Annotated in this window: 2 protein-coding genes and 1 pseudogene; all 3 read right to left on the reverse strand. The window is 61.7% G+C overall.

What is annotated here, in order from left to right; translation table 11 throughout:
- Positions 1 to 8: 8 nt before the first annotated feature.
- Positions 9 to 2,207, reverse strand: a complete 2,199-nt coding sequence (locus tag O1723_RS05180; RefSeq protein ID WP_014884935.1) for a type I secretion system permease/ATPase — start codon at positions 2,205 to 2,207, stop codon at positions 9 to 11.
- A pseudogene (locus O1723_RS05185) lies at positions 2,204 to 3,607 on the reverse strand (TolC family outer membrane protein). Before O1723_RS05185 ends, O1723_RS05180 begins: the two are co-directional and overlap by 4 nt.
- A 77-nt stretch (positions 3,608 to 3,684) precedes the next feature.
- The gene (locus O1723_RS05190; protein WP_333144955.1) at positions 3,685 to 13,791 is read right to left on the reverse strand and encodes a BapA/Bap/LapF family large adhesin; all 10,107 of its coding nucleotides are present in this window, start codon (positions 13,789 to 13,791) and stop codon (positions 3,685 to 3,687) included.
- Between the last annotated feature and the right edge of the window lie 9 nt (positions 13,792 to 13,800).

Genomic DNA, 13,800 nt, shown 5'->3' on the forward strand with positions numbered 1-13,800 from the left:
CGGCAACGTCACGCTGACTGATTTTCATTTTTCCACTCCCGTCCGGTTGCTGCCTGCTGCTGCTGTTGCTGAATGCGGCTGTTGTTAAGCGCCTGCGCTTTTGGCGCGTCCATCACCAGCATCCCTTCTTTCAGTACGACCACGCGCTCCACCAGCTCCAGCACCGGCACGCGGTGGGTGGCGACAATCAAAGTACGGTTGCCGAGCCAGTCGCCCAGACGCTGGATAAACTCCCGTTCAGTGTGCTCATCCAGCGACGCGGTAGGTTCATCCATCAGCACGATATTCGGATCGCGCAGCAGCATCCTCGCCAGCAGAATGGACTGCCGCTGCCCGCCGGAAAGCCCCACGCCGTTTTCCATGATCGGGTAGTCCAGCCCTTTGGGCAGTTTCTGCACAAAGCCTGCTGCGCCGGTCAACTCCAGCGCGGCGAAAATTTCTTCGTCGGTGGCGCGTGGCATGCCAAGGGTGATGTTCTCGCGCAGGGTGCCGTAAAACAGCCGCGCGTTCTGGGTCATAAAGCCGACGTTGCGCCGCACGTCCGCCACGTCGAGATGGGGCAGGCTGAGGTTATCAAGCCGCAATTCGCCTGCCGCCAGATCCATCCCGCCCGCCATGGCCTGGAGCAGTGTCGATTTGCCCGCGCCGTTACGTCCAAGGATCGCCACTTTCTCGCCCGGCTTGATCTCCAGACGGTTAATGCGTAGCGCCATGCGCGGATCGTCCGGTTGATAGCGGAACTGCGCCTGTTCGAAAAGATAGTGTCCGCGCAGGACGTCCTGGCGGATCGGCGTCTCTTCGCGCTGGTTCTCGGTCGGCAACTGCATAATGCTGTCCAGCCCCTCTTTGGCGGCCTTCACCTGCTGCCAGCGGGCCAGCACGCCGCACAGCGTCGCCATCGGCGCGATCATCCGGGAGGCCAGCATCGACGCGGCAACCACCGAACCGGTGGTCAGGGTGCCGTCGATCACCATTGGCGCGCCGACCACAATCACCGCGGCGTAGACCAGGCTCTGGATGGTCATCCCCCAGCTGATCAGGTTCTGCGTCAGTTCGCGGGTGCGCAGGCCGGATTCGGCGGTGATCTGGATATAGCTATTCCACTGCTGCAAAAAGCGGTTTTCCGCCTGCATTAGCTTGATGTCCTCCAGCCCCTGCACGCTCTCCACCAGCACCGCGTTGCGCAGGGTTGATTCATGCGCCGACTGCTTCGCCAGCTCCGCCAGCTTCTTCTGCAGCAGCAGGCCGGGCAGGACCATGATCACCGCCGCGACCGGGGCGATCCACGCCAGCTGCGGCGCGATGATCGCCAGTACCACCACAAACAGGAAGAAAAAGGGCAGGTCGACAATGGTCGAAATGGTGGAGGAGGTCACCATCTCGCGGATCTGCTCCAGCTCGCGCAGCTGGGAGATAAAGCTGCCGGTGGAGCGCGGAATGGCGCTGTGGCGCAGCCGCAGGGCGTGGCCGAACACGCGGTCTGAGACCCGCAGATCCGAGCGTTTGCCCAGCAGATCCATAATGTGACCGCGCGCCACGCGCAGCACAAAACCAAACAGGGTGGCGATCAGCACGCCGATGGTCAGGACGTAAAGCGTCGGGTAGGACTGGGCAGGGATCACCCGGTCATACACCTGCATGGAAAAGACAATGCCGGAGAGGGAGAGCAGGTTGATGAACAAGGCTGCCAGCATCACCCAGCTGTACGGGCGCAGATCGCGCATCACCAGCCGGTAGAGCCAGTCCGGGCGGTATTTCGAGATGTAGGCATCCACGCGGCTGTCCTTCAGCGCGGCCAGCGGGCGCAGGGCAATAACGTGGCGGATGGTGGGCAGCAGCGCGCTCATCGACAGACGGTTGGTATGCATCTTGTCGTCGAAAAAGCTGACGTCCAGCGTGTCTTCCCCGTCGAAGCTGTCGACCACGCCAATTTTTCCGTCGTTCAGCGCCACCACCACCGGCAGGCGCCAGCTGTTGATCGACTGCCGATCGGCCGTGAGCAACTGGAACGTCAACCCGGCTTCCCGGGCAAGCTGCGTCAGGGCAGGTACCATCGGTTTGCCTTTCAGCCAGGGGGCGCCCGCAATCAGCGCTCCGGGCGAGCAGGCGACGCGGTAGCGCGTGGCAACAAAGCCAAACGCCTGCGCCCACTGCGCCAGCGCCTCATCCGTCATTGTTTCTTCTTGCGGGATTTCGCGTTGCTTCATGGCTGGATCTCCACGGTCTGGATGGTGCGGTTATCAAGATCGAACGCATGACGCAATTGTCCGGTGTTATAGAGGCAGTTGAGCTGTAACTGGTGCAACTGACCGAGGGTCTGTTGCTGGGTGAAGCGTGCCTGATAGACCTCCTGCTCGGCGTTGAGCACGTCCAGCAGCGGGCGCGAGCCGAGATCGAGATACTGCTGCTGGTAAAGCTCGCGGGTACGGGCGCTGAGCGCCTCCTGGCGGCCCTGAATTTGCAGCGTGCTTTGCAGGCTCATCACCTGGCTGCGGGCCTCCAGCAGTTTCTGGCGGACATCAAGACGGGTACGCTGAATGGTCGACTGCGCCGCTTCCACCGCGTGTCCGGCAGCGTTACGCCGGGCGGTGAGGCCGCCGCCCTGATAGAGCGGCATTTGCACCTTCACCCAGGCGGAATATTGCGTGCGATCCCGCGTTTCGCTGCCCGCGTAGCGATCGTTCAGATAGTGACGGACCTCCGGCTCCAGCGAGACGGTTGGCGTCATTTGCGCGTCGGCGTAGTCGAGGTTGGCCTGGGCGACGTTGGCCTGGGCCCAGGCGGCAAGGACCGACGGAACCAGACGATCGTCCGGCTCGGCGATGTCACAGCTGCGGGCCAGCTTTTGCGGAAAATCATTGCTGATCGCGTTCAGGCTGTTCCAGCCGAGAAAGCTCATCAGCGTGGCACGGGCGCTGTCGAGGCTGGCCTGATACTGCATCAGCTACGCGCGCGCCCCTTCAATACGTGCGTCGGTCTGCACCACGTCAGAAAGCGAGGTCGCCCCTTCGTCGTTACGCTGACGGGTCAGTGTGCCTATTGAGGAGAGGGCATCGAGCTGCTCTTTGGCGGTGTCGACCATCTGCTGCCAGGTTTGCACCTGCACCATGGCGATGGCGGTATCGTGGGCGATGGTGTCGATGCTCACCAGCACGTTGGCCTGCTGCTGGGCAACCCCGGCATTTTCGGCTCGTACCTGGCTGGCCACTTTGCCGAAGTCGTAGAGCATTTGTGAAAGAGAGAGCACCAGCGACGGCGTAAAGCCGTTCTGATCGCCGTCGTGGGAGTACCCGTTGTCCATGCCCGCGTTAATTTGCGGATAGTATTTCGATTTGGCGACGTCGACTTCTTCGCTCTGTTCGTAGAGTTTGCCCACGGCTTCACCGATCGCCGGATGCCAGGTAACGGCACGGTTGACGGCCTCGCCAAGCTGTAATGAGCCGGGCGCGGCGTTGCCAGCCGCAGGGGCGACACGGCCATTCAGTGAGGGGAGTTCCTGCGTTTCGCGCAGTTGTCCGGTATTGATGGTCGCCGCCGGATTCGCGCACAGAGCGGGCACAGATATCAGGCAGCACGAGAGCCACCAGTAAGGCATCTTCATTCCCATGTCATGTCCCTAATAAAATAAGTGCAGCTTTATTATTAATCCCCGGGCGCTGTGCGCCCGGGTTAGTACTACAGCTGTTATGTGGTAATGATGTGTTGCTGGTTAACGAGCTCGTCGTAGGTGGTTTGAACGCCATCAAGCGTCACGAGCGTGGTATTAGTGTAGGTGCTCCCTGCACCGTCACGGTCGATGGAGATCACGGTATTACCATTACTATTAGTGACATGGAGGTAGTTCCCGAGCGTGGAGGCGCTACCGTTCCAGCCCACCAGCAGGTCGCTAATGTCGATTTTATCCCCCTGCGCCAGCGAGAAGCCGGTCCAGTGGTCGCCCGCGGTGCTGCTGACGTTCCCCCCCGTGGCATTCCCTACCGTATTGTTCAGCACCTGGTAAATCAGCGTGTCGCCGTAGGCGGTGCCGGTAATGACGTCGTTGTGTTCAGAGCTGATGAACTGAGGCGCCATGTTGATGGTCAGCGAGGCGCTGTCCGTCTTCCCGGTGGCATCGGTCAGGGTGTAGTTGAAGGTCTCCTTCGAGGTCATGGATGAGAGCGATACCCCGCTGTTGAGGGTATAGGTGTAATGCCCGTCAGCGGCAATCGCCAGGGTGCCGTAATGGCCGGTGATATTGACGGTTGCGCTGCCGGTGTACGGATCCAGCGTGGTGGTCACGCCGTTGTAGCCGGTAATACTGACGCGTGTATCCACCGAGTGGAGCTGATCCAGCACGCCGCCCGAGTCGGTGCCGTCAAAGATATTGCCGTTGACGGTGTGAGTGCCCGTGGCGTCAAAATCAGTCAGCGAGTAAGTGGTGCCGTTGACGCTTGGGGTAATGGTAATGTTCCCGACGCTCAGCCCCGGTACGCTACCGGTATAGCTCAGCGTGTAGGTCCCGGCGTTGAGATCCAGCCCGGTCAGCGGAACGTCAATACTGCCGTTCAGTAACGAAATGCCGCCGAAGGAGCCGCTGCGGATCACGCCCGAGCCGTCGCTGATTGTCCAGTTCACCGTCAGTCCGCCCAGCGACAGCAGCGAGGCCACGTTAAAGTGCAGCGAGGCGTTATGCAGCGCGGTGTTTGGATCCACCACAAAAGTTCCGCTGCCGCTACCCTGGGTTGACGAGAGCAAGGCAGTCGTCCAGCTTGCCGTACCCACGGTGGTATCGGAGTACGCTGACGTATGGTGTACTGACGTTACATCCATCACGGCGCTAACATCGTTCACCGCATTCATCGGCTGGGCGGTTGGAGTGATGTTGAGCGATGCCGTGTCTTTCGTGCCGTCTGGCGCGGTGACGGTATAGACGAAGGTATCCGGCGTGCTGATATGGTCCACACCGACACCACTCCTCAGGGTATAGGTGTACTGACCGGATGAATTAATGGTCAGCGTGCCGTATTCCCCCTGAATGGTGGTGGTGCCAGTGCCGTTGACCGCCACGCCGTTCACTTCGGTAACCAGCGTGCCTGCTGGAACCGGGTCATTCGCCAGCACGTCGCCCGTGGTCGTCTCGCTGATACTCGATACGCTGTAGACATGATCCTGCAGAACGCTCAGCGTGTAGGCCGTCAGGGCGGTGATCCCGGACGCGGTATTCAGCAGGAACAGGTACTCCCCGGCAGGCAATTGCAGCGTTAGCTGAGATGACGTGCCGCCCAGCAGCGGGGCACGCAGCCAGCCCGACTCGACGCGTACCTGCTCGAAAGTCTGGGTGGCGTTGTTAAATTTATAGACGTACAAATCAAACACCGACGCCAGCGCCACGCCGCCCACGGAGGCCTGGATGGTCATGGTGCGAGTGGTGCCTTCCTCCACGTTATAGATAATGGGGTTGGTCATATCGTCCAGCAGGTTAAGCCCCAGCGTGTTGCCGAGATTGATACCCACCAGGGTAAAGCCGCCCTGAGACGAGGTGCCGTTATTGATTTCGTGCACGCTGGTGTCGAAGGTCAGGGCGTTGGTATCGTCCACGGCGACAATGCCGTTGCTGACGGTTCCCGTTCCGAGCGACACCACCAGCTGTGCCGAGGCGCTGACGCCGTTATGGGTGATGGTGTAGGTGAAGCTCTCTGTCCGGCCAATGACTGCCGCGCTGGTGTCGGTCAGGGTGTAGGAGTAGCTGCCGTCGCGGTTAATGGTCAGCGTACCGTATTGTCCCTGGACCACCGTCCCGTCGGCATTGATGTTGGTGGTAACACCTTGCGCATTCGTAACGGCGGAGATCGTGGTTCCGGCCGGGGCGTTGTCGCTGCCAGCGGTCGGGTCTGTATCCAGAATCACGTTCCCGTTGAGGCTGGTATCGCCCGTGACCGTGCCCGGACCGGTCTCTTTCACCGCCACGTCGAGGCTGGTGTAGGAGCCGGTCGCCAGCAGGTTGGTGTTATAGCTGAGCACACGGTAGTTGCCGTCAGCCAGCCCGGTCAGGTTCAGCGATACGCCGGTGGCACCGAGGGTCAGCAGGTCAGCAAACTGCGGCTGTCCGGTATCCACCACGGTGGTCCAGGCGCCGTTGACGTAGTGCTGCACCACCAGTTCAAGGGTGTTAAGCAGAGAGAGCACAGCCCCCGTGGCGTTGGCGTTCACCACGATATCCGCGCTCCCGCCGTTGCCCACCGTGAAGTTCACCTGCGCGGTGTCGTTCCCGAGCAGCGTCAGGACGTTGCCCACGGCGCCGACCAGCAGGAAGCCGTAGTCGCTGTACTGGCTGTTGGTGACGGTGGCCGTGGTACTGAGATCCAACTCTTCGACGTTATTGCTGGCGGAGAGCGGCACCACCGGCGCGAGCGCCGAGCCGGGCAGCGAGGTGTTGCCCGCCGCGTCGGTGGCGGTGATCTGCAGCGTCTGGCCTTCGGTCTGTTTATTCGTAAAGGTATAGCTGTAGGTGCCGTTACTGCCCGCAATGGCGGTTACCGTTGAGCCGTCCGCAAGGCGGATACTGACGGTGCTACCTGCTTCGGCATTCCCGGTCAGCACGCTACCGTCGGCGTTGAAGGTCCCGGTCGGCGCCGTTGGGGCGGTCGTATCGACGATAATCGTCGTCACGGTGGACGCCACGCTGGTGTTGCCCGCCGCATCGGTGGCTGTGGCCGTGAAGTTATGCGTGCCTTGCGTCAGTGTGGTGGTGGTTTGTGGCAGGGTCCAGTTGCCGCTGGCATCCGCGGTGACGGTACCCACCAGCGTGATGCCATCGTAGATCCTTACCGTCGCATTCGCTTCCGCGGTTCCGTTCAGCGTAGGGCGCGTGTCGTTGGTCGGGCCGGTTATCGGTCCGGTGACGCTGCCCACATCATCAACTACCGAGCTAATGACGGGCGCTGACGGGGCAAGGGTATCAACGTTAATCACATACCCGGCGGTTGGCGCGCTGACGTTGCCCGCCGCATCGGTGGCGGTAAAGGTTAAATTGTGCGAACCGTTGCCCAGCGCCGGGGAAGGGGTAAAGCTCCATGCCCCGCCGGTGGCCGTCACGCTGCCAATCTGCACGCCGTTATCAAAGATTTTCACCGTCGATCCGGCTTCCGCCGTCCCGCTGAGGGTTGGCTGGGCATCGTTGGTCAACCCGCCGTTAGCAACGGGCGTTGCCGCATTGCCCACGTCGTCCAGAATGCTGGTGAGCACTGGCAGCGCAGGCGGCGTGGTGTCTATCGTCAGACTGAAGCTTGCCGACGACACGCTGGTGTTGCCTGCCGCGTCCGTCGCCTGGGCGGTGAAGCTGTGTGCGCCCGTTGTCAGCGTGGTATTGAGCAAGATACTCCAGTTACCGGTGCCGTCAGCAGTCCCTGTCCCGACCAGCGTGGTTCCCTCATAGATATTCACCGTGGCAAACGGTTCACTGGTTCCGACAAGGCGCGGTACGGTGTCGTCCGTGGTCTGCCCGGACGTGATCGGGCCGGTGATGCTGCCCACGTCGTCAATCGCCTGGCTGATAACCGGCGCGTTCGGTGCCGTGGTATCGACAACCAGGGTAAAGCCTGGCGAAGCCGGGCTGACGTTCCCCGCGGCATCGGTGACGGTGGCGGTCCAGGTATGGCTGCCGCTGGACAGCGGCGTTGACGGCGTGAAGCTCCATGCGCCGGTACCGTCTGCCAGCGCGGTGCCGATCGGCTGCCCGTTTTCATAAACGGTGACCGTGGCGTTGGCCGTCGCGGTGCCGTTTAGCGTCGGCGTGGTGTCGTCGGTACTCTGCCCGGAAGAGAGCGGGGTTTGAACGCTGCCCACGTTGTCTGCTGCGGTTGAGATAACCGGCGCAGACGGCACGCCAGTATCTACCGTCAGGTTAAACGGCGCTGTCGTACTGCCGGTGTTGCCTGCCGCGTCGGTGGCATTGAAGGTGATGGCATGCGGCCCGTCGCTCAGGTCACTCCCCGGGGTGAAGGTCCAGTTACCCTGGGCATTCACGACGGCGGTGCCAATTTCGTTACCATCAACGATCACATGCACTGTAGAACCCACGTCACCCGTGCCGTTGAAGGTCGGACGCGCGTCATTGGTGGTGTTGCCTGACGTAAGCGTCCCGGTGACTGGTGCGATATCGTCGATCACGCTGGTCACTACTGGCACGACCGGACCTGCGGTATCGACGGTAAAGGTGAAGACGGAGGAGTTAGCCGAGGCGTTGCCCGCGACATCCGTTGCGTACACGCGCAGGGCGTAGCTGCCGTCGACCAGCGGCGTGGTCGGTGTGAAGGACCAGTTTCCGCTTCCGTCGACGATTGCAGTACCGATCTGCGTACCGTTGTTCATGATGTGGATGGTGCTACCCGCCTGTCCGGTACCGCCGATCGTTGGTGTGCTGTCGTTGGTAACCTGCCCGCTGGTGAGGTTGCCCGTGATGCCGCCGGGGACGTTGTCATTCACCGTATCCAGCGTTGGTACCGTCGGTGCTGTCAGGTCAACCACCACGCTCCAGGCGCCTGAGACTGCGCTGACGTTACCCTGCGGATCCGTTGCCTGGGCGGTGAAGCTATGCGAGCCTTCGGCGAGCGCGGTCTCTGGCGTAAACGTCCATGCGCCGGTGCCGTCCGCCGTGACCACGCCAATCTGCGTGCCGCCGTCGAAAATCGTCACTACGCTGTTCGCTTCCGCCGTGCCTGAAAGGGTTGGCGTGGCGTCGTTGGTTGGTGTGCCGCTGACCACGGTTGTGGCGGTATTGCCGACATCATCCGTTACGTTAGTGATGACCGGCGTGGTGGAAACGGTATCCACTACAACGGTGAAGCCCGCAGAAGGCGCGCTCTGGTTCCCCGCCGGATCGGTCTCGCGGATGGTGAGAACGTGAGTGCCCTCCGCCAGCGAAGAAGGTGGCGTGAAGCTCCAGGTGCCGGTATTGCCGACCACCACGCTGCCCAGCAACGTCCCGTTGTTGTAGACGGAGATGGTATCCCCCACCGCGCCGGTGCCGGTCAGCGTCGGCTGGTTGTCGTTGGTAGTCTGGCCGTTGGTTAACGGACCGGTGCCTGGACCCACGTCGTCAATCACCGCGCCGATGGTCGGTGCGCCTGGTGCGGTGAGGTCAACGGTGACGCTGGCGGCAGGAGAGCGGCCGCTGGTCGCACCGTTGAGTGTCGCGGTTACCTCAAAGGAGTGCAGACCTTCGCCAAGCGCGGCCGGTGTATAGCTCCAGTTGCCGCTGCCGTCGGCCGTCACTGTCGCCACCGGCGTCAGGCCACCGTCCTGATAGATGGTTACCAGGCTGCCCGCTTCGGCCGTACCGGTCAGCGTAGGCGTGATGTCATTGGTGGTTTTGCCTTTTACATCGCCCGTGAGCGGCGCTGCATCATCGTTGATTGCCGTAATGACGGGAATATCAGGAAGATTAGGCAACGTACCGATGACGTTGTAAGTCGCATCAGGGCTGGTGCGCCCCGAAGCATCGGTGGCGCTCACGGTTAGCGTTGCGCCATCCTGCGGTGCCGGGCTGACCGCGATGGAGAAGTTGCCGGTGCTGTCGACAACACCAGTCCCAATGACGGTGCTACCGTTCATCACGGTAATGATGCTTCCCGCTTCGGCGGTACCGGTCAGTGGCGTCCCTTCTGCAGCCAGGTTCAGATTGTCAGGGGCGGTTGGGTCGAGAGTATCAACCGTGACGTTAAGCGGCGCAGAGCTGGCTGAGGTGTTACCGGCTGGATCGCTGGCCGATACGGTAAAGGTATGTTGTCCATCCGCCAGCGTACTGTCGGCTGTCCAGGTCCAGGAGCCGTTTGGCTGAACAGTTACCGGTACGGCGGATGGCGTGCCATCCACCGAGACGACAACGGTCGATCCCGGTTCACCGGTTCCGGTGAGCGTTGGTACACCGTCGCGGGTATAGAGCACATTGTTGGTGAGCTGGCTATCTGAGACGGCATTGATCTGCGGGATCTCAGGCGCAACGGTATCGAGTGTCACGGTAAATACCGGGCTGGGCGCGCTGACGTTACCTGCCGCGTCGACGCCCGCAACGGTGATATTTAGCGGGCCGTCCGTTTGGGCTGGCAGGTCAATATTCCATTCTCCATTCGCCACGACGACGCGTCCCAGTTCGACGCCGTTGTTGTAGACGATCACCGTCTCACCGTTCACGCCGGTGCCGCCGACTGTCGGCGTGGCGTCTGTGATGAAGCCACCGCTCGGCTCGCCGCCAACGGCGCTAATTACCGGTGTATCCGGTGCCACGGTATCCACGGTGATGGTGATCGCCGGTGACGCGGCAGAGACGTTGCCCGCTTCATCGGTAGCGGTGGAGGTATAGACGTGGCTGCCCTCGCCAATATTGCTGTCAGGACGCCAGCTCCAGTTGCCGGTGCTGTCTACCGTGACGGTGCCAACAACGGTCGGTATGCCATTGACGGTGTCGGTGATGTTGATAACGTCGTTCGCCGTTCCGGTGCCGCTCAGAACCGGGCGCGGATCGTTGGTGGTTCCACCATCGGGAACGGGGCCGGTGACCTGGCTGACGCTGTCGGTAATAACCGGTGCCGCAGGTGTCGCTGGCGGGTCGGTGTCAATGGTGATGGTTACCGGCTGTGACGGCGCGCTTTCGTTACCCGTGCCGTCCATGTTGGTCACGGTCAGGGTAATGTCATAGGTGCCGTTAGGCAGCGGTGTGGCGGGCGTCCAGGTCCAGTTCCCGGTACCGTCCACCACGACATCATCAAGTTTGACGCCACCGTTGTAGATCGTCACCGTATCGCCCGGATTACCGGTGCCGCTCAGGGTCGGCGTGGTATCGCGGGTGGTTTCTCCCGGGTTCAGCGGCGTTTCTGTTCCGTCAGGATTGACGGTAATTGCCGGGATATCCGGCGTGGCAGGCGCCACGGTATCCACCGTCAGCACAAACGGGCTGGAGACAGTGGTATTGCCTGCGGCATCCGTGGTATGCACCGTCAGCGAATGCGGGCCGTCGGTGAGCGGGGTAACAGGCGTAAAGCTCCAGCCGCCGCTTCCGTCAAGGATGGCGGTGCCGAGCAGCGTTGTGCCGTCATAGACGGTGACGACCGCGTCAGGCGGTGCGGTACCCTGCAGCAGCGGCTGGGTGTCATCGGTAGTATCGCCGCTGCTGAGCGGCCCCTGAACGCCGCCGACATCATCCGTCACGCTGGCAATGGTCGCGGCCACTGGCGGCGTGGTATCGACGATAATGTTGAAGCCGGTTGACGGCAGGCTGGTGTTACCTGCCGCATCGGTGGCAACAACGGTGAAAGTATGAGGTCCCTCGCCAAGCGGTGCGGTGGGGGTATAGGTCCACGTACCGTTGCTGCCGACCGGGACCGTGACAAGATCGGCACCATCAAGACGAATGGTGACCGTTGAGCCCGGTTCAGCCGTGCCGTTGAGCGTTGGCGTGGTGTCGTTGGTACTGCCGTTGGGGCTAAGCGCACCGAGGCCCTCGGGGGCATCATCCACCACCTGAGTAATGACCGGCGTAGCGGGCGCCACGCTGTCAATTATCAGCCCCCAACTGTTGGACACGCCGCTTGTATTGCCTGCCGCGTCGGTTGCAACTGCCGTCAGGGTATGCGGACCCTCACCCAGTGGTGTGGAAGGGGTAAAGCTCCATGCACCGAGGCCATCAGCGACGGTGGTACCTATCACCACCCCGTCAGCACGAATTGTGACCGTGGCGTTTGCCTCGGCGGTGCCGCTCAGCGTCGGGGTGGCGTCGTTGGTGGTGTCATTCAGGTTGAGCGAGCCAAGCGTTCCCCCGGGAGCATCGTCCACGACCTGCGTAATCACCGGGGCGTCTGGTGCGGTACCGTCAACGGTAATCGTCCACGCGTTCGATTGACCGCTCGGGTTACCGGCAGCATCTGTTGCTGTCGCCGTGAACACATAGGTACCGTTAGACAGTGGTACAGGCGGTGTAAAGCTCCACAGGCCGGATGAGGGGACGTTCACCGTGCCGAGGATATCGCTGCCGTTGGATATCGTGATGGTCGAACCGGGTTCGCCCGTGCCGTTCAGGGTCGGTGCCCGGTCGTTGGTCAGCCCATTCTGACCCACGGGGCCGGTTGTGGCCTGCACGTCATCAATCACCGATACGATAACCGGGGTCTGCGGTGGGGTCGTATCCGGTGCCGCCGCCGCGGTTGCGGGGCCTGTATTGCCTGCGGCATCGGTGGCGTTTGCGGTCAGCGTTTCGCCGTTGAGCTTAGGCGGGGTCAGCGTCAGGGTGAAGTTACCCTCACTGTCTGCCACCGACGTGCCAAGGATGACATTGCCATCCCGGATGGTCACCGTGCTGCCCGGCTCTGCGGTACCGCTGATGGAACCGCCATCATTTGACACGACGAGGTTTCCGGGGGCCAGCGGCGGGGTAGTGTCAACGGTGAAGGTGATAGGCGCTGATGCCGCACTCTGGTTTCCGGCGGCATCGGTTTCCACGACGGTTATCGAGTGTGCTCCGTCCGGGAGCGGACCGTCTGGCCTGATGCTCCAGGTGCCGTTGGGCAGTACGGTTGTGGTACCCACGACCACACCATTATCGTAAATAGTAATGGTTCCACCCGGCTCGCCCGTTCCCGCCAGGATCGGTTTTGATGCATCGGTGGCGGTGCCAGAGGTGATGGTTCCTCTGATAGTCCCCGTGTCGTCAGTCAGTACGATCGCCGTCGGCGTTGCCGGCGGGGTGAGATCGACGGTCAGCGTGAAGACCGGTGAAGCGGGGCCGGTATTACCGGCGGCGTCAGTTGCCCGCACCGTAATCTGGTGGGTACTTTCGCTCAGATCAACTGACGGGGTGAATGTCCAGGTGCCATTGCTGGAGACGACTGCCGTGCCGATGGCGATCCCGCCGTCATAGATCGTCACGGTTGAGCCCGCCTCGGCGGTGCCGCTGAGCTGGGGCCGCTGATCGTTGGTGCTGCTGCCGTTAGTCAGCGCCCCCGTTTGAGGGCCGACATCGTCCGTTACGCTGCCAATCGTTGGGGCATCGGGGGCGGTGAGATCCGGCGCGGTCACCGTTGCGCTCTGGCTGGTATTCCCTGCCGCATCCGTCGCAGTTGCGGTGACATGTTCACCGTTGATCAGCGGAGTGCCGAGAGAAACAGTAAAGTTGCCGTCGCTGCCGGTTTTCCCTGTGCCGATAACGTTGCCGTTTGCATCTTTCAGCGTGATTGTGCTGCCGGGTTCAGCGGTACCGGTGACGGTTTTCCCGTCCGACGAGAACGTAAGACTCGAGGGTGCATTCGGCGGCGTTGTATCCGGGGTAGAAGGTTCACCTGGCGTGCCGGGATCAGGATTAGGATTAGGGTTACCGTTATTGTCATCGTCACCCCCCCCGCCACCACCGGAGCTTGCCGCCGCCGCGATGCCGCCTGCGGCAACAATACCGCCCAGCGCCCATGGCCAGATGGCCGCGCCACCGGTATCACTTCCGGATGCCGCTAGCAGCACGTCTGTCGACGCGATAGATTCATACGTGGCGGCCCCGGCAGGATCTTCTATCCACCATAACGCACCGTCGCTGTCCTGGAGTACCAGCTGGCTTACGCCCTGCGCGTCCGTGACGTAGAAATTTTTAAGGGTTATTACTTCCCCTGAGTGCAGTGTCACCACCAGATCGTTACCACTTCGCGCGAAATGGGAGACATCAGCTCGCTCTACATGAAGCTCAACGATAGAGGAATGGCTCAGCGTAACCTGTGTGCCTTCCGTCGTAGTTTCCACGCCAGTAAGTTTTGATATAACAGAGATTTGGCTCATTTCGTTATG

It is taken from the genome of Enterobacter cloacae complex sp. HYC080_NIDB (genome assembly GCF_056673325.1).

Bases quoted from the DNA above. Each gene is read 5' to 3' on its own strand.
- O1723_RS05180 (WP_014884935.1), bottom strand. From the start codon at position 2,207: ATGAAGCAACGCGAAATCCCGCAAGAAGAAACAATGACGGATGAGGCG.
- O1723_RS05190 (WP_333144955.1), bottom strand. From the start codon at position 13,791: ATGAGCCAAATCTCTGTTATATCAAAACTTACTGGCGTGGAAACTACG.